This window comes from Streptomyces sp. NPDC096013 (assembly GCF_044763565.1).
Taxonomy (GTDB): Bacteria; Actinomycetota; Actinomycetes; order Streptomycetales; family Streptomycetaceae; genus Streptomyces.
Genome location: NZ_JBIWGK010000004.1, coordinates 303,242 through 320,627, shown reverse-complemented (window position 1 = coordinate 320,627; position 17,386 = coordinate 303,242). Strand labels below are relative to the sequence as shown.

Below are 17,386 nucleotides of genomic sequence, written 5' to 3'. Positions count from 1 at the left end.
CGGTGTGAGCACTACCGCGCCCGGGGTGTGAGCACCAGCATCGTCACATCGTCCCGGATCTCCGGAGAGTGTTCCAGCAGGTCGGCCCACACCCCCTCCGCCATCGACGCCGGTTCCTCGTCGGCGAGCCGGGTCAGCCGCTCGACGAACGGATAGAAGGAACCGTCCGTGTCCCGCGCCTCCCACACCCCGTCGGAGGCGAGGAACAGCCGGTCCCCGGGCCGCAGTCGAAGCGCCACCCCGCTCAGCGGACCGGCGTCGGACAGCCCGAGGCCGAGCGGTGTCCACGCCTCGACGTCGATCTCCGTGACCCGGCCGTCGCGCAGCAGCACCGGCGAGGGATGCCCGCAGGCCACGATCCGCACCGCGTCCGCGTCCGCCGAGAACTCCAGCAGCACCGCCGTGGCGAACAGCTCCGCGTGCGCCGACCGCGCCGAGTCCACCACGAGTCTGCGGTCCAGCCGTGCGGCGACCGACTCCAGGTCCGGCAGGTCGAGCACCGCCTCCCGGAACGCCCCCAGCAGCGAGGCGACCGTCGAGACCGCCGACAGCCCGTGCCCCTGCACATCGCCCATCACCGCCCGCACGCCGTACGGTCCGGCCCGCACGTCGAAGAAGTCCCCGCCGACCAGGGTCCCGTGCTGCGCGGCCCGGTACAGCCCCACGCACCCCACCGGCCCGACCCGCTCCGGCAAAGGCGGCACCACGGCCCGCTGGGCGGCCTCGGCGACCGTGCGCTCCAGGTCCAGCTGGGCGTCACGGCGGCTGCGGACGAAGGACACGAACACGCTCAGCACCGCGACGAACAGCACGGTCAGGAGATCGGTCTCACCGGGATCGTTCAGATGGAACGCCGGCACGGTCAGCAGGGCGATCGTGGCGCCGCCCAGCAGCGCGGTCGCGAGCGGCCCGTACGACAGGCCGGCCAGCGGCGGGATCGCCCCGAGCAGGAAGCCGATGTCGAGCGCGTGCGGGCTGACCAGGGTCGCCACGCACACCCCCACCACCAGCGCCCAGGGCAGCACCCGTACCCACACGGGCGGCGGCGCGCCCCGAAGCCACCCCCGCCGGGCCGGCTCCCGGTCCCGGCGGAGCGACGGAACGCGCGCCTTTCCCACCCCACCACGCTCCTACGGCGGGACCCGCCCCGCACGCCGAGCGGCTAGAACGGCGTGAGCGTCAGCCGTATCCCCGTGGGTGCCGTGTCCTGGACGTACGACGCGAAGTCCGCCACGTCGTCGAAGGCGAAGCCGTACGCCCTGCCGTCGGCGGTGGCCGCGTGGACCGCCTTCGCGTAGTGGTTCGTGAGGTCGGTGGCGTAGAAACCCGACGCGTCGGTGGTCGGCTGGGCGGGGTTCGACAGGAGCGTCGAGCGGTTGAAACCGGCGCCGAGGACGGCCGCGACCGGGCCCGTGGTGCCGTCGTTCGGGGCCGCCAGACTGCCGTCGCAGAACAGCACGTCTCGGGTCGACGGCTTGGCGAACGAGACCGACGCCGGTCCGGTGAACGTGAACCGGTCGGCGCGGACCCGCCCGGTGAAGGCGCCCGCGTTCGTGGTGACCGTGAGGTCCTTGCCGGTGTACGTGCTCCACACCTCGTCGATGTACGGCGCGAAGTAGTCCGCGGCGAACAGGCCCGCGTCCAGCCCGTGCCCCGGCGCGATGACCCGCGTGTCGTCCACGACCAGCGGGGCGAACGCCTCGACCTTCCGTACGGCGTCGAACACGGAGGCCCGGCCGCCGGAGCGCAGGGTGCCCGTCGTCTGGTCCTGTGCGCCGGTCAGCCGGATGCTCAGGGGCACGCTGAACATGTCGACCATCGTGGTGTTGCAGAACATGCCGGACGCGTTGTGCGTGAACTCGGCGCAGTCGTGCAGCACCCCGTAGTTGGGGTCGGAGGCGACCCAGCCGGCCGGGTACTGGAGCGCCGGGTTGCCGTTGCCGTCCGCCACGGCCTTGAACTTGAGCTTCGCGCCCAGCGAGACGTAGATGCGGCCCGACAGATACGGGAGGGAGATCGTCGTCTCCGCGCCGGAGCCGAGGCTGATCGCGTAGTCGGTGAAACCGTCCGCGCCGTTGTCCGAGAGCGCGATCGGCGCGATCGTCCCGTCGGGGGTGACCCGCACCTGCTTGCCGTCGACGTTGCCCACGATGTAGACGTGCACGCCGGCGTTGTCGAACGAGCCGCTGTTGTTGACCAGTGTCAGCGGGAGGGCGCCCACCTCGGCCGCGCCGGTCTCCGTGGACTTGGTGTCCGCGAGGGCATAGGGGGCGAGCGCGGCGACGGCGGGGGCGGCCACCGCCGCGCCGCCGAGGGCGAAGAGGAGCTTGCGGCGGCCGAGCGGGCGCTGGTGACGGGGAGTCATGTGGGGGGACCTCCGGGCGAGTCGGGCTGTTCGGAGCGGACGGTGCCGACGATGAGAGCGCTCTCACAGCGTGCGCCGGCACCGCCGCCGGGGCCCGATGTTACGCACGAGCACCGGTGTGGCCAACGGTTCCGCCGGAAGTCCTCACCGCGCTGACCTGCGAAGACAAGGAGAGATGGGGGGCTTAACCCCCGCTTAAGGGTCACTTAAGCGCGCGGCGAAGCGTTCACCCGTGCTTCATCACCCGTATCCGGGCGCCTCTTCCCTCCCATCGCGCGGCCTCCTAGCCTCGCGACGCCCCCTGTCTTTCTCCGCCTGTCTTTCTCCGCCCCATGTCCCCTCCCCGAAAGGCGACTTGACGCATGCGTCACCAACTCCTCGGCACGGCAAGGCGGTTCGGCGTCAGAGCCGCGGCCGTAGCCGTCACGACCGCGCTCGCCGCGTCCGCGCCGCTCCCCGCCGTCGCGGCGAACGCCTCGTCCGTCCGGCCGTCCTCGCTCGTCGACCCGCTGATCGGCTCCAGCAACGGCGGCAACACCTACCCCGGAGCCACGCTCCCGTACGGCATGATCGCCTGGTCCCCGACCAGCACCACCGGCGACCAGACCAGCACGGGCGCCGCCAACGGGTACGAGTACGGCGCCACCCGCATCCGCGGCCTGAGCCTCACCCATGTCAACGGCGCGGGCTGCAACCCCGGCGCGGCTGGCGACGTACCGATCATGCCGTTCGTCGGCGACGTCACCTCGTCCCCGTCGGCCGACACCAAGGACGCCGTGTACGCGTCCGCCTTCTCGCACGCCGACGAGAAGGCCACTCCCGGCCGCTACACCCTGGGCCTCGCCTCCGGCGCCACCGCCGACCTCGCCGTCAGCAAGCGCGCCGGGGTGGCCGACTTCACGTTCCCCGCCGACCGCCCGGCGAATCTGCTCTTCCGCGTCTCCAACTCCCTCAACGGCAGCCAGGACGCGCACGTCGACATCGACACCGCCCACCGCAAGGTGACCGGCTGGGTGTACACGGGAGCCTTCTGCGGGCGCCGCGCCAACGGCGGCGTCAACAACCGCAAGAGCTACTACAAGCTCTACTTCAGCGCCTCCTTCGACCGCGCCTTCTCCTCCGTCGGCACCTGGCACGACAGCACGGTGTCACCCGGCTCGACGACCGCCTCCGGAGGCGAGGGATACGCCACCGGCGCCGACCGCGCGGGCCGCGGCTCCGGCGGCTGGGTCGGCTTCGACACGGCTTCTGACAACGATGTCCGCATGCGGATCGGCATCTCCTACGTCAGCCTCGGGGGAGCCGAGTCCAACCTGCGCCAGGAGATCGCCCCGCACGCGCGCGTGGCCGACGTCGCCGAGGCGGGCGCCCGCGCGTGGGACCGCGAACTGAGCACCGTACGCGTGGACGGCGGCACTCCCGCGCGCCGCCAGACGTTCTACACGGCGCTCTACCACGCCCTCATGCAGCCCAACCTGATCAGCGACGAGGACGGCCGCTACTGGGGCATGGACCAGGCCGTGCACCGGCTCGCGCGCGGACAGTGGGCGCAGTACAGCAACTTCTCCGGCTGGGACCAGTACCGCGCCCAGATCCAACTCCTCGCCCTCTTGAAGCCCACCGTCGCGGGCGACTTCGCCCAGTCGCTCTACAACTTCTCGCAACAGAACGGCGGGATCTGGGACCGCTGGGTGCACATCAGCGGCGCCACCCACGTCATGACCGGCGACCCGTCCGCCGCGACCCTGGCCACCTTCTACGCCATGGGTGTCCGCAACTTCGACTACAAGGGCGCCTTCGACTCCCTCGTCCACCAGGCCACCGTGCCCAACCCGGACGAACTGTCGGACGCCGGCTGCCCCGGCCAGTGCGTGGGCCAACGCCCCAACCTCGCCCAGTACATGACCTCCCACTACGCCGCCCAGGACGCCTGCCACTGCTGGGGCGGCGCCGCCGAGACCCTGGAGGACGCGGTCGCCGACTCCGCCCTCGGCCAGTGGGCGACGCTGCTGGGCCGCACCGCCGAGGCGAAGACCTTCACCGAGCGCGGCGCCTACTGGCGCAACGTCTTCAACCCCGCCACCGGCTACATCCAGGCCCGCAACCTGGACGGCTCCTGGGTGGGCCCGTTCAACCCGGCAAGCGACCTCGGCTTCGCGCAGGGCTCGGCCGCCGCCTACGTCTGGATGGTCCCCCAGGACGTCCAGGGACTCGCCGACGCGATGGGCGGACGTGAGGCGGCCGAGACCCGGCTCGACGGCTTCTTCCACACCGCCGACGGCGCCTGGTCGGTCCGTGGCGGCGACGCCCTGCGCTACGACCCCACCAACGAGCCCGACATCCACGCCCCCTGGCTCTACAACTCCCTCGGCCGGCCCTGGAAGACCCAGGCCACGGTCCGCCAGATCCTGGACACCGCCTACGGCACCGGCCCCAAGGGCCTGCCCGGCAACGACGACCTCGGCACCATGTCCGCCTGGTACGTCCTCTCCGCCCTCGGCATCTACCCGCGCACCCCGGGCAGCGCCGACCTCCTGCTCGGCGCACCGCTCTTCCCGAAGGCGGTCGTCGACCGGCCCGGCCGCACCGACATCGTCATCACCGCGCCCGACGCCGACAACACCCACCAGTACGTCGACGCCGTACGCCTCGACGGCCGCACCCTCACGCGCGCGTGGACCGGCGCGGGACTGACCCTCAAGGGCGGCCGGTTGGACTTCCGGCTCGCCACCTCGCCCGACACGAGCTGGGGCACCGACCCGGGACAGCTCCCGAAGTGACGCCCACCGGCCCGGCGGAGCGGCACTCCGCCGGGCCGGACCCGGAAAAGCGATGGACGGCCGGAAGAACGATCACCTATGGTGGGCCTGCACGCCCTGAGACCAGCGGAAGGAGGCGAGAGCCATGAAGTTCACAACACCCCTGCGCTCCCTCCCCGTTGACCCGGTGTGCCCGACGTGACCTGACCGGGAGCGCTCCACGCAGTACCCCTCCCGGAGGAAAATCCATGACCGATCTGGTCATCCGCGCGCTCGACGAGAGCGACGCCCCACTCTTCGACGCCCTTCCCGACACCCTCGGCGCCCGCGCCGCACACCGGCGGACCACCTGGCGGCCCGACTGGCAGCGGGTGGCGCTGCGCGACGGCACGGTCGTCGCACGCGCCGCCTGGTGGGGCGGCCCTGACGACACCGAACCCGTCACCGTCGACTGCTTCGACCTGATCGAGGGCGAGGAGGAGGCCGCCGCCGAACTCCTGCGCAGCACTCCCTGGCGCGTCGACGTGGAACTGAGCCTCCCCGCGGGCTGGCGCGACGACCCCGGACTCCGCGCAGCCGCCGAGGCCCGCTTCACCGCCCTGCGCGCGGCCGGCTACGACCTCCTGGTCGAGCGTTTCAGCTACCGGTGGACCCCGGAATGCGGCCTGCCCGAACGCCCCGGGCGCCTCGCCTTCACCCCCGAACCGGACGACGAGGTGTTCTTCGACGCCCTGCGCCGCATCCACTCCGTCACCCTCGACGCCCACGCCCGACGGGCCATTGAACAAGGGGGAGTCGAGCAGGCCGCGGCGGAGGAGATCGACTTCTTCCGCTGGTGCCCGTCCCCGCGTGAGTGGTGGCAGGTCGCCCGCACCCCCGAGGGAGACCTCGTGGGCATCCACATCCCGGCCCACAACCCGTCGGGTCCCTGCATCGGCTTCATCGGAGTCGTACCGGAACAGCGCGGCCACGGCTACGCCCGCGATCTGCTGGCCGAGTGCACCCACTATCTCGTCGAGCGGGGCGCCGAGTTCATCGCCGCCGCCACGGACCAGGGCAACCTCCCGATGGCCGCGCACTTCGCGAAGGCCGGCTATCCGGTCGTACGGGAGCGCGTGAACTTCCACGCCGTCGAGTAGGCGCGTCGGCCGGTAGACGCCTCCACCAGTCGGCCCGGACCGTTGTCCGGGCCGACTGTCAGTGCCGCGTGCCATGCTGGCGGCAGGTCGATCCACGGTGGTCGGTCCCTGGCGGGACGGAGACGCGATGGGGTTCGTGGGCGGGGTCTGGCAGGTGCGCAAGGGCGAGGAGTCGGTCGGGGAGATCCTGATCGACGACGCTGACTTCCCCTGGCTGTCGGGCAGGTTCACCGCCGGTCCGGCCTTCGATGCGGTACGGGAGCTGTTCGCGCGGGAACTCGCCCTGGCGCAGGGGGACGCCGATTGGCAGCGGTGGGAGGAGGCCTACGACGAGATCAGCCGACAGGTGACGCTGACCTCGCCGGACGGACCCGTTCCCGAGTTCCTGCTGCACATCGAGGGGGAGCAGGCGTGGTTCCGGTGGAGTGACGAGCCGTTCGACGAGGACGAGGGGGAACCCGGCGGCGCATGACCAGGGGTCAGACGGTCCCGCCGTCCACCATCGCCTCGGCCTCGGCCAGGATCTCGGTGACCCGCTGGGCGAAGGTCACGTCGCACGAGTGCGGCCGGCCCGTGCGGGCGGACTCGCTCAGCGCGTCGGCGGCCCGTCCCAGGGCGGCGACCGCGCCGTCCGAGTCGTCCGGGATGCTGGTCACCCCGGTGTCGCCGCGCAGTTCGACCGTGGCTCCCGCCGCGGCGGCCGGTGCGGTGAGGCTCAGGGTCAGGGTGCTGGAGGCGCCGCCCTCGTGGTCGAGGACCAACAGGGTCGTGTCGCCCGGGCCCCGTACGGCGGCGGCCACCCGGCGGACGTCACCGAGGACCGGCAGCAGCACGGACAGGGCATGCGGGCCCACGTCCCACAGCGCACCCTTCTCCCGCCGCCAGGGCGAGTTCATGAACGGGCTGTCGCCGGTGAACACCGAGCCGAGCCACTCCGCCCGAGCCGTGAACCAGCCCCCGGCGGCGGCCTGTTCGGTCACCCACGCCTCGCACGCGGGCTCGAAGCGGGTGGTGAAGAACACGACCGACGCGACTCCGGCCTCCCGCACCGCGTCGACCACGGCCCGCCCCTGCTCCACGGTCGGGGCGAGCGGCTTGTCCAGCAGCAGATGCCGCCCCGCCCGCGCGGCCCGCACCGCCAACTCGGCCTGCACGGAAGGGGGCAGCGCGATGGCGACGGCGTCCACGTCCGCGATCAGGGCGTCGACATCGTCGTAGGCCGGTACACCGTGCAGGTCGGCCAGTTCCTTGGCGGCGTCGGCGCGGCGGCCCCACACGCCCGCGAAGTCCCAGCTGCCGTGCCCGCTGAGGGCGGGGGCGTGAGCCATCTGCGCCCAAGGGCCGGTGCCGAGCAGTCCGATGCGCATGTCGCTGCCTTTCCACGGTCGAGCCTGGTGACACGGCCGGAGCTGATCCGTCCGGTCGCTGGTGAGCGTGTCATACGAACGGGGCAGGTGCGCAAGCCCTTCGTGGCGCCTGCGGCTTGGCGCCTGAGGCTTGGCGCACGGGCCGATGGCTGGGGCGCTGCGCAGCCGGGCCGGGTCGACGAGGGCCGGTGGTGCGAGCGAGCCTCGACCGGGCTCAGTCGGCGGTTCCCGTGGCGAAGGGACCCCCCTCCCCGAACACCAACCGCCCGAAGTTCTCCCCGATACGCCGATGCCCCGCCGGATCGGGATGGACCTGGTCGGGCAGCGGGAGTTCCGCGAAGTCCGTCTCGCCGTAGAGGTCGCGGCCGTCGAGGTAGTGGAGATGCGGGTCGTCGGTCGCTCGCTCTTCGACGACATGGGCGAGCGCGTCACGGATCATGGTGAGGGTCAGGCGTCCGGCGGCACGCTCGGCCGGATCGCCCGTCGCCCTGAACCGCACGGCCCCGCCGTCCAGTTCGGGCATCAGGGGCCCGGGGGTGTCCTCCTGGACCGGGCACAGGATGGGGGAGACCACCAGCAGCGGGGTCGTCGGATGCCCCTCGCGGAGGGTGTCGAGGAAGCCGTGGACCGCGGGCGTGAAGGCGCGCAGGCGCATCACGTCGGCGTTCACGATGTTGATGCCGATCTTGACGCTGATCAGGTCCGCGGGGGCGTCCCGCATCGCGCGGGCGGTGAAGGGGTCGAGCAGCGCGTTGCCGCTGAACCCCAGGTTGACCAGCTCCACTTCACCCTGCGTGGCCGCGATCGCCGGCCATGTCCCGGTCGGGTGCGTGGCGTTGGAGCCGTGGCTGATGGAACTGCCGTGGTGCAGCCACACCTTGCGCCCGCTGTCCGGCGCCTTCTCCACCGGGGCGTCCGTGCGCAGGGCGATCAGCTCGGTGACCTCCGTGTGCGGGAGCCAGATCTCGATGGTCTTGTCACCTTCCGGCAGCTCGGCGAACCGGGCGGTGCCCGGTTGCCCCTCCCTCAGCTCGGAAGCCTGGGTGATCAGGTCGGTGACCGTGCGCACATGGCCGCCGATCACCGTGGTCTGGGCGGCGAGCCGGCCGTCGACCAGCAGGTCGTACACGCCGTCCGGCATGGCGGGGAACCCCCGGTAGACGCGCTTGGTGGGCAGCGTGTCCAGCTCGACGGTGGTGGCCCGGGTGCGGAAGACCAGCCGTACACCGGAGGGCTGCGCCTCGGCCACGACCAGCTGGTCGTCCGGGAACTGGCGGCGTGCCCGGGCGGGCAGCCGGTGCGGCAGCAGACCGCGTGCGGTCGTCTCCACCTCCAGGAAGCCGCGCAGCATGTCGGTGGTGACGGGCGTGGTGATCATGTCGTGCTCTGTGGTCATCGCCTCAACCTGTTGATCGGGAGGTCCGGAGTGGAGCCGGGTCCGGCACCGGAGCGCGCTCGGACCCGGAACCGGGTATGCCGGTTCGGGAATAGGTCAGTTCGGGGGCACGGCCCGGTTCCGCAGCAGCGAGTCCAGCGAGTCCACGATCCAGGTCCAGGACTCCCGCGCGTCGGGCGCGCTGTGGTCGAAGCCTCCGGCCAGTTCCAGGCTGACGTAGCCGTGGAACACGCTGCCCAGCATGCGGACCGCGTGGGTCTGGTCGGGTTCCGTGAGGTCGTAGCCGCGCAGGATCGCCCGCGTCATCTGCGAGTGCCGTACGCCGGCGCTGGCGGCGGCCGTCTCGGGGTCGAGCCGGAGCCGGGCCGCGTCGTACCGCCCGGGGTGTTCGCGGGCGTAGTCGCGGTAGGCGTCCGCGAAGGCGGCCAGGGCGTCCTTGCCCGCCCGTCCGGCCACGGCGTCGGAGACCCGGTCGGCGAGTTCCTCCAGTGCGAACAGGGCGATCCGGGTCTTGAGGTCGTGGGAGTTCCTGAGATGCGAGTACAGGCTCGCGACCTTGACGTCGAAGCGCCGGGAGAGTGCCGAGACGGTCACGTGCTCGAAGCCGACCTCGTCGGCCAGCTCCGCCCCGGCGATGGTCAGCCGCTCCGGTGTCAGTCCTGCTCTGGCCATGACCTTCCTCCCAATCGACGATACCTATTATGCATTTGCCTAAAGGTTTTAGGCAAACTAGCCTCCGATTCATGAGACCTCTGACCGAGCGCGAGATCCGCGCCGCCTTCGTGAACTGCACCAAGGGCGAGGCCAAGCGCCTGACCGTCCCCCGTGACCTGGACGAACGGCCCTGGGACGACCTGGACTTCCTCGGCTGGCGGGACCCCCAGGCCCCGGACCGGGCCTACCTCGTCATCGAGCTGGACGGCCGCCCGACGGCGCTCGCGCTGCGCAGCCCGGGCTCCGGTTCCTGGCAGACGCGCCGCAGCATGTGCTCCATGTGCTTGACCACCCACATGGGAGGCGTCTCGCTCATGACCGCCCCGAAGGCGGGCAAGGCCGGGCAGCAGGGCAACTCCGTGGGCGCCTACATATGCGACGACCTCGCCTGCTCGCTGTACGTCCGCGGTAAGAAGGAAGCGGGCGTCGGCGCGAGGCTGCCCGAGTCGCTCACGGAGGAGGAGAAGATCCGGCGGACCGTCGCGAACCTCACGGCGTTCATCGCCAAAGTCACCCTGCGCTGAACGGCCCGCGGCGAGGGGGCTCCGCCGAGCAGTCCTCCCTGAGCAGCCCCCACCGGCCGACCCCCACCCGCCGGTTCCGATTGAGCAGCCCCGCTGCTGGATCCATTCGATTTCTTCTATTGGACCTGCGGACCCGGGCCGGACACGCTGGAGGCTGCGTCCCGCCCGCCGCGCCCGAGACCCGGCCCCGGCGGTGCCGGACGGCACGGTCCCGCGTGACAGCCGGAGGAGGAGTACGAGCATGGACACCCGCCGCATCGGTGACGTCGAGGTCAGTGCGATCGGCCTGGGCGGTATGCCCATGTCGATCGAGGGGCGGCCGGACGAGGCCCGCTCCCTCGCGACCATCCACGCCGCGCTCGACGAGGGCGTGACCCTGATCGACACCGCGGACGCCTACCACCTGCACGCCGACGAGGTCGGACACAACGAGACCCTGATCGCCAAGGCCCTCGCCTCGCACGACCGGGGCGCGGACGTCCTGGTCGCCACCAAGGGCGGCCATCTCCGCCCCGGCGACGGCAGTTGGACCCTGAACGGCAACCCCGCGTATCTGAAGGAGGCCTGCGAGGCGTCCCTGCGCCGGCTCGGCGTGGAGGCCATCGGGCTCTACCAGTTCCACCGCCCCGACCCGAAGGTTCCGTACGCGGACTCGGTGGGCGCGGTACGGGAGTTGCTCGACGAGGGCAAGATCCGGCTGGCCGGCATCTCGAACGCCAACCCGGAGCAGATCCGGCTGGCGAACGAGATCCTCGACGGCCGCCTGGTCTCCGTGCAGAACCAGTTCTCCCCGGCCTTCCGCTCCAGTGAGCCGGAGCTGGACCTGTGCGACGAACTCGGTATCGCGTTCCTGCCCTGGAGCCCCCTCGGCGGCATCGCCCGCGCCGGTGAACTCGGCTCCGCCTACGCGCCGTTCGCGCGCATCGCCGAGCAGCACGGTGTCAGCCCGCAGCGCGTGTGCCTGGCCTGGATGCTCGCCAAGTCGCCGGTCGTCGTACCGATCCCGGGTGCCAGCCGCCCCGAGACGATCCGCGACTCGGCCGCCGCGCCCGAACTCACCCTCTCCGCCGAGGAGATCGCGGAGCTGGACGCCGTCTGAGCATGCTGTGACACCTGAGGTGCCGGCAGGGCGGGCTGGCGTAGAAAGCGCTTGCCCGCCACCCGGTGGCAAGGGGAGGATCACGGCCCATGGCGTCATCCACGGAGAAACCGCTTGACCACCGCTACCGCGACGAACACCCGATCCGCACCCTTGCCTACCTCTTCCGGGCCGACCGACGACGACTGGCCCTGGCCGTCGTCGTGTTCACGGTCAAGCACAGCCCCATCTGGCTGCTCCCCCTCATCACCGCGTCCATCATCGACACGGTCGTCCAGCACCAGCCGGTCAGCCGCCTCTGGACCAGCACCGGCGTCATCCTGTTCATCCTGCTGATCAACTACCCCCTGCACGTGCTCTACGTCCGCCTCCTCTACGGCAGCGTCCGCCGTATGGGCACCGCCCTGCGCTCGGCACTGTGCACGCGCATGCAGCAGCTCTCCATCGGCTACCACTCCCGGGTCAGCGCCGCCGTCCTCCAGGCCAAGGTCGTACGCGACGTGGAGACCGTCGAGCAGATGGTCCAGCAGACCGCCGAGACCGGGCTCGGCGCGATCACCGTGCTCACCGGCGGCCTGGTCATCATCGGCTTCCGCACACCGGAATTCGTGCCCGTCTTCCTCGTGGTCGTGCCGGTCGCCGCGCTCCTCGTCTCGCGGCTGCGGGCCCGCCTCCGCACCCACAACGAGCGCTTCCGCCACGAGGTGGAGACCCTGTCCTCACGCGTGACGGAGATGACCCGCCTCATCCCGGTCACCCGTGCCCACGGCCTGGAGGGCAAGGCCCTGCGCCGCATGGACGGCACCCTGAGCCGGCTCCTCACCTCCGGGATGCGCCTCGACCTCCTCAACGGCCGCTTCGGTTCCCTGGCCTGGGTCGTCCTGAACGTGGTCGGCGTCCTCGTCCTCGCCGGCGCGGCCCTCGTGTCGTACTACGGCGTCTGGGGCGTCACCGCGGGCGACGTCGTCATGCTGAGCGCCTTCCTGACCACGCTGACCAACTCCACCACCACCCTGACGAGCCTGGCCCCGGTCATCACCAAGGGCCTGGAATCGGTTCGTTCGGTCGGCGAGGTGCTCCAGGCACCCGAGTTGGAGGACAACGAGGGCAGGATGGAGGTCACCGAGGTGCGCGGAGCCGTCACCTTCCAGCACGTCGGCCTCTCCTACGACGAGCAACTCCGGCCCGCCGTCCATGACTTCACACTCACCGTCGAACCCGGCGAGACGATCGCCCTCGTCGGCGCGTCCGGGGCGGGCAAATCGACCGTGCTCAACCTCGTCATCGGTTTCATCCGACCCACCAGCGGCCGACTGCTGCTCGACGGCACCGACATGAACACCCTCGACCTGCGCACCTACCGCCGCTTCGTCTCGGTCGTCCCCCAGGAGTCGATCCTCTTCGACGGCACGATCCACGACAACGTGGCCTACGGCATGGACGACGCCGGCGAGGAGGCGGTCCGCACGGCACTGCGGGATGCCAACGCCCTCGAGTTCGTGGAGAAGTTGCCGCGAGGGGTGGAGACCCTGGTCGGTGAGCGCGGGGCCCGGCTCTCCGGTGGCCAGCGTCAACGCCTCGCCATCGCGCGGGCGTTGATCCGCGACCCGAAGGTGCTGATCCTGGACGAGGCGACCTCGGCGCTGGACACCCGCTCGGAGGCCCTCGTCCAGCAGGCCCTCGCGCGACTGCTGCGCGGCCGTACGACCTTCGTGGTCGCGCACCGGCTGTCCACCGTGCGGAGCGCCGACCGGATCGTGGTGATGGGCGACGGAGAGATCCTGGAGGTCGGCACGCACGACGAACTCCTGCGCCGGGGCGGGGCGTACACGGCACTGCACAGTGGGCAGGCCGCCTGACAGCAGACCGACAGCGTCGTGTCAAGGGCGCTTCGGTGTGTCGTATTCGTGTGCTTGGTCCGGCACCGGCCGGGCACACGGAGGGAAAATCGAGAAAGGGGCGCTCCGTGCTGGTGCCGGACCCGAAGGTCGTCAGGAAACTGCTCACCCGGTACGCGGAGCTGCGTATCTCCCAGGCGCAGAGGCAACATCCGCAGGCGGCCGCCGAGTTGAACGACGTCGTCTACACCCTCTGCGTGATGACGGGCACCACCGACATCCGGGAGGCCATCGTCAAGGCGGACGCCCTGCTGGCGGCGGCGCGCAGCACCCCGAAGACCGTGATCGTGGACGGCCGGGCCGCCGCGTAGAACTGTCAGGACAGGGCCGCCGCGGCGAGCGGCCTGCCGTGGAACGCTGAGCGGTAGGCCCCCGGACTGGTGCCGACCACCCGGCGGAAGCGTTCGCGGAACGCGGTGGGGGAGCCGAATCCAGCCTGCTGGGCGATGCGTTCGACGGTGTGGTCGCTGTTCTCCAGCAGATACTGGGCCCGCCGCACGCGGGCCCGCAGCAGCCACTGGAGCGGTGTGCTGCCCGTCTGTTCGCGGAAGCGGCGGCTGAACGTCCGCTCGCTCATGCCCGACCGGGCCGCCAGTGCGCCGAGGGTGATCTCGTGGGAGAGATTGTCCTCGATCCACCGGAGAAGCGGTTCGAGGGTCGAGCCCTGTGGGACGGGCGGGTGCGGGTGGACGATGAACTGGGCCTGCCCGCCCTCCCGTTCGAGCGGCATGACCGACAGCCGGGCCGCGTCCGCGGCGATCGCCGAGCCATAGTCCCGCCGGATGAGGTGCAGACACAGGTCGAGGCCCGCGGCGGCGCCGGCCGAGGTGAGGATCTGGCCGTTGTCGACGTACAGCACGTCCGGCTGCACCTCGACCAACGGGTAGGTGCGGGCGAGCAGTTCGGCGGCCACCCAGTGCGTGGTGGCGCGCAGTCCGTCCAGCAGTCCGGCCTCGGCCAGGACGAAGGCGCCCACGCAGATGGACACGATCCGGGTCCCGGCCGCCGCCGCCTCCCGCAGTGCCGCCAGCACCCGGGCGGACGGTGGCGCGGCCCGCTCGGAGCGCCCCGGCACGATGACGGTGTCGGCGTCCGCCAGCGCTTCCAGCCCGTGGTCGACCCGCAGGGCGAACCCGTCCGTCCGCACGTCCGGCGTCTCGCCGCACACCCGCACCCGGTAGGCGCTCCGCCCGTCCGGCAGCCGGGTACGGCCGAACACCTCCATCGGTGTCGCCATGTCGAACGGCACCACATGATCGAGAGCGAGAATCGCGACGGTGTGCATGAACACCACGATAGGCGGATTCCCGCCATGGGTGTGACGCGGCCCTTCCTCATCACTTCCTGGTCAGGCCGGTGGCGAGAATCCGTCGGAAGCTGTCGTTTCAGCCTCTGTGTTCCCGCGTCGGGCGTCCCTAGCCTGGGCCGGTGACCAAGATCCTTCTCACTCTGCACGTCCTGGCCGCCATCGTCGCGGTCGGCCCCGTCACCGTCGCCGCCAGCATGTTCCCCGCGGCGGTCCGCCGCGCCCTCACGGGCCCGGACGGACCCGACGCGGGCCTGACGACCGTACGGCTGCTGCACCGCATCTGCCGGGTCTACGGCGCGGTCGGGCTGGCGGTGCCCCTCTTCGGCTTCGCGACCGCCTCCGCCATGGGTGTCCTGGGCAGCGGCTGGCTCATCGCCTCCATCACCCTCACCGCGGTGGCGGCCGGCATCCTGATCGCCTTCGTGCTGCCGCGTCAGGACGAACTCCTGGAGCAACTCGGCGCACAGACGCCCGTGGAGCGTTCCGGAACCGTTCAACTCGCCATGTTCACCGGCATCTTCAACCTCCTGTGGGCCACCGTCACCGTCCTCATGATCATTCGCCCGGGTTCGACCACGGGCGCCTGACCGGTCAGCCGGTGACGCGGACCAGCAGGAGCGCCACGTCGTCGTCGGGCTCCGGGCGCAGCGCGTTGAGCAACATGTCGCTGGTCTGCTCCAGGGGCCTGCGGGAACTCTGCAACAGCCGTGTCAGCGCGTGCAGTCCGACATCGATGTTCTCGCCCCGGTTCTCCACCAGACCGTCGGAGTACAGGGCGAGCAACGCGCCCGTGGTGAAGTCGACCTGGGCGGTGCCGAACGCCACCCCGCCGACTCCGAGCGGGACTCCGCCGGGGATGTCGAGGAGTTCCGCCGCGCCGTCGGGGCGGATCAGGACGGGCGGCAGATGCCCGGCGCTGGACAGTTCGCAGGTGCCGCGCCCGAGGTCGACGACGCCGTACGCGCAGGTGGCGATCGCGTCGCCGAGGGACCCGGCGAGATCGTCGAGGTGGTGCAGCAACTCCGCCGGGGGCAGGTCGAGTCGGGCCAGTGCGCGGGTCGCGGTGCTCAACTGGCCCATGATGGCGGCGGCTTGGACCCCCTTGCCCATCACGTCGCCCACGACGAGCCCGGTACGGCCCGGCCCCAGCGGCAGCACGTCGTACCAGTCGCCCCCTACCTCGCTCAGCGCCGGCAGATAGCGGGCGGCGATGTCGAGCCCCGCCTGCCGGGCCGGGGCGGGCGGCAGCAGGCTGCGCTGGAGGGTCAGCGCGGTGGTGCGTTCGCGGCCGTAGAGACGGGCGTTGTCGATGCAGATCGCGGCGCGCGCGGCGAGTTCGGAGGCGAGGACGCGGTCCTGTTCGTCGAAGGGGCGCTCGTTGACGGTGCGGTAGAGGCTCAGCGTGCCCAGCACCTCGCCACGGGCCATCAGCGGGACGGCGAGGTAGGAGTGGACGCCCGCCGTGCGCAGGGTCTGCGCGGCGCGGCCGTCCCGGGCGATGCGGCGCATCGTCGGCGGGTCCACCCGCTCGACCAGGATCGGTCCTGCCTCGCGGACGCACCGGGTGATGATGCGGTTGGGGCCGTAGGTGGCCAACTCGCCCACCGGGTCGGCCGCGTGGATCGCGTCGGTGAGATACCCGGCGGCGACGGCCAGCGCGCGGAACTCGACCTGCGCGTCCTCGGTCACCGGAGTGATCGTGCCGTCCGTGACGACCGATTCCAGTACGTCGACGGCGGCCAGGTCGGCCACATGCGGCACGGCGACATCGGCCAGTTCCCGGGCGGTCTGCTGGAGGTCCAGCGTCGTCCCGATCCGCACCCCGGCCTCCGCGACGACGGACAGGTGCTGCCGCGCCTGCGCGACCTCGGCCGCCGCCTGCTCCCGCTCGGTCACGTCCAGGACGGCCATCGCCAGCCCGAGGACCCGGCCCTGCGCGTCCTCGATGCGGTGGTACGACTCCGAGTACGCCCGGTCCACGACATCGGCCGCCGTCCGGCCCACGGTCTGCTGGTCCAGCAGCGGCTTGCCGGTGATCAGCACGTGCCGCATGCGCGACTCGATGGCCGCCACGTCCAGGCCGGGCAGCACCTCACCGACCCGGCGCCCGACGACCTGCTCCTCGGGCACGCCGTTGATGCGCTCCAGGGCCGGGTTGACCGCGACCCACCGCAGGTCGGTGTCGAACACCGCGATGCCGACCGGCGTCTGCCGCACCAGGCTGTGGGACAGGGCCAGGTCCCGCTCCACACCCCGTACGGTCGAGGCGTCCGCCGCCAGCCCCAGCAGATGCGGCTGACCGTGGCTGTCGCGCAGCCGCATCGTGCGGAACTCTACCGGCCGTTCCGTACCGTCCCGGTGCAGCATCGGGAAGACCCCGGCCCAGCGGGCGCCCGTACCGACCTGGGCGAACAGTTCACGGGCCCTGACCCGGTCGTCGGGAGCGACCAGCAGCCGGTCCGCGCGCTGGGTCAGCGCCTCCTCGGGGGAGTAGCCGAGCAGCTCCTCCGCCTCGGGGCTCCACAGGGTGATGTACCCGCCGGCGTCCAGGACCACGGCCGCGACCCGCAACAGGTCCAGCAGCCCGCCCGGGGCGGCGGAGACACCGTCCCCGGCACCGTTCGCGTCCATCCCAGCCGCTCCTTCCGGCGCGGCACGGCACCGTCAAGATCCGTACCGCGGGTCATCCGATTACGGCACAGCCCGGGCCAGGCGGCAACACCATGGGCGGTGCACGGGAGGAGGGGGCCGGATGGAGCACACGACCGCGCGGGCACCGGCGGGCCCCCGGATTCTGGTCGTGCCCTGCCCCCACT

15 protein-coding genes are annotated in these 17,386 nt (G+C 71.6%); 8 read left to right on the top strand and 7 right to left on the bottom strand.

Annotation, left to right across the window (positions count from 1 at the left end; translation table 11 throughout):
- Positions 1–11: 11 nt before the first annotated feature.
- Together ACIRB1_RS16160 and ACIRB1_RS16155 are read right to left on the bottom strand one after the other, a co-directional pair.
- Positions 12–1,118, bottom strand: a complete 1,107-nt coding sequence (locus ACIRB1_RS16160) for a PP2C family protein-serine/threonine phosphatase (protein ID WP_403465976.1) — start codon at positions 1,116–1,118, stop codon at positions 12–14.
- A 44-nt stretch (positions 1,119–1,162) separates the two neighbouring features.
- The gene (locus ACIRB1_RS16155; protein ID WP_352181498.1) at positions 1,163–2,365 is read right to left on the bottom strand and encodes a glycoside hydrolase family 64 protein; all 1,203 of its coding nucleotides are present in this window, start codon (positions 2,363–2,365) and stop codon (positions 1,163–1,165) included.
- A 362-nt stretch (positions 2,366–2,727) separates the two neighbouring features.
- Here ACIRB1_RS16155 and ACIRB1_RS16150 point away from each other — a divergent pair, with 362 nt between their 5' ends.
- The 3 genes from ACIRB1_RS16150 (at position 2,728) to ACIRB1_RS16140 (ending at position 6,735) form a co-directional block, all read left to right on the top strand.
- Positions 2,728–5,145: a GH92 family glycosyl hydrolase gene (locus ACIRB1_RS16150; protein WP_352181499.1), complete on the top strand. Its 2,418-nt coding sequence runs from the start codon at positions 2,728–2,730 to the stop codon at positions 5,143–5,145.
- Positions 5,146–5,372: 227 nt separating this feature from the next.
- Positions 5,373–6,263: a GNAT family N-acetyltransferase gene (locus ACIRB1_RS16145; RefSeq protein ID WP_352181500.1), complete on the top strand. Its 891-nt coding sequence runs from the start codon at positions 5,373–5,375 to the stop codon at positions 6,261–6,263.
- A gap of 127 nt (positions 6,264–6,390) precedes the next feature.
- Positions 6,391–6,735 (top strand): hypothetical protein, encoded by a 345-nt coding sequence (locus tag ACIRB1_RS16140; protein WP_403465975.1) that lies wholly within the window; start codon positions 6,391–6,393, stop codon positions 6,733–6,735.
- 7 nt (positions 6,736–6,742) lie between these two features.
- On the opposite strand, the gene ACIRB1_RS16135 is transcribed toward ACIRB1_RS16140, so the two are convergent.
- The 3 genes from ACIRB1_RS16135 to ACIRB1_RS16125 all read right to left on the bottom strand — a co-directional run bounded on the left by ACIRB1_RS16135 (position 6,743) and on the right by ACIRB1_RS16125 (position 9,698).
- Positions 6,743–7,630 (bottom strand): Gfo/Idh/MocA family protein, encoded by an 888-nt coding sequence (locus ACIRB1_RS16135; RefSeq protein WP_403465974.1) that lies wholly within the window; start codon positions 7,628–7,630, stop codon positions 6,743–6,745.
- Between the two features lie 214 nt (positions 7,631–7,844).
- On the bottom strand, positions 7,845–9,026 hold the full coding sequence (locus ACIRB1_RS16130) for a GDSL-type esterase/lipase family protein (RefSeq protein ID WP_403465973.1): 1,182 nt from the start codon (positions 9,024–9,026) through the stop codon (positions 7,845–7,847).
- 96 nt (positions 9,027–9,122) lie between these two features.
- Positions 9,123–9,698: a TetR/AcrR family transcriptional regulator gene (locus tag ACIRB1_RS16125; RefSeq protein WP_352181504.1), complete on the bottom strand. Its 576-nt coding sequence runs from the start codon at positions 9,696–9,698 to the stop codon at positions 9,123–9,125.
- Positions 9,699–9,769: 71 nt separating this feature from the next.
- On the opposite strand from ACIRB1_RS16125, the gene ACIRB1_RS16120 reads away from it, so the two are divergent.
- The 4 genes from ACIRB1_RS16120 (at position 9,770) to ACIRB1_RS16105 (ending at position 13,572) form a co-directional block, all read left to right on the top strand.
- Complete coding sequence (locus tag ACIRB1_RS16120; RefSeq protein ID WP_352181505.1) at positions 9,770–10,264, top strand: FBP domain-containing protein; 495 nt, start codon at positions 9,770–9,772, stop codon at positions 10,262–10,264.
- Between the two features lie 241 nt (positions 10,265–10,505).
- Positions 10,506–11,363 carry an aldo/keto reductase gene (locus ACIRB1_RS16115; protein WP_352181506.1) on the top strand — a complete coding sequence of 286 codons (858 nt, stop codon included), beginning with the start codon at positions 10,506–10,508 and terminating at the stop codon, positions 11,361–11,363.
- An 89-nt stretch (positions 11,364–11,452) separates the two neighbouring features.
- Positions 11,453–13,222: an ABC transporter ATP-binding protein gene (locus ACIRB1_RS16110; protein ID WP_403465972.1), complete on the top strand. Its 1,770-nt coding sequence runs from the start codon at positions 11,453–11,455 to the stop codon at positions 13,220–13,222.
- A 107-nt stretch (positions 13,223–13,329) separates the two neighbouring features.
- Entirely contained in the window at positions 13,330–13,572 is a 243-nt protein-coding gene (locus ACIRB1_RS16105) for a DUF5133 domain-containing protein (RefSeq protein WP_403465971.1), read from the top strand.
- Between the two features lie 5 nt (positions 13,573–13,577).
- On the opposite strand, the gene ACIRB1_RS16100 is transcribed toward ACIRB1_RS16105, so the two are convergent.
- Positions 13,578–14,546 (bottom strand): GlxA family transcriptional regulator, encoded by a 969-nt coding sequence (locus ACIRB1_RS16100; protein ID WP_403465970.1) that lies wholly within the window; start codon positions 14,544–14,546, stop codon positions 13,578–13,580.
- 143 nt (positions 14,547–14,689) lie between these two features.
- Here ACIRB1_RS16100 and ACIRB1_RS16095 point away from each other — a divergent pair, with 143 nt between their 5' ends.
- Positions 14,690–15,157: a hypothetical protein gene (locus ACIRB1_RS16095; RefSeq protein WP_403465969.1), complete on the top strand. Its 468-nt coding sequence runs from the start codon at positions 14,690–14,692 to the stop codon at positions 15,155–15,157.
- A 4-nt stretch (positions 15,158–15,161) separates the two neighbouring features.
- On the opposite strand, the gene ACIRB1_RS16090 is transcribed toward ACIRB1_RS16095, so the two are convergent.
- A complete protein-coding gene (locus ACIRB1_RS16090) occupies positions 15,162–17,201 on the bottom strand; it encodes a SpoIIE family protein phosphatase (RefSeq protein WP_352181511.1) in 2,040 nt (679 codons plus the stop codon).
- Between the last annotated feature and the right edge of the window lie 185 nt (positions 17,202–17,386).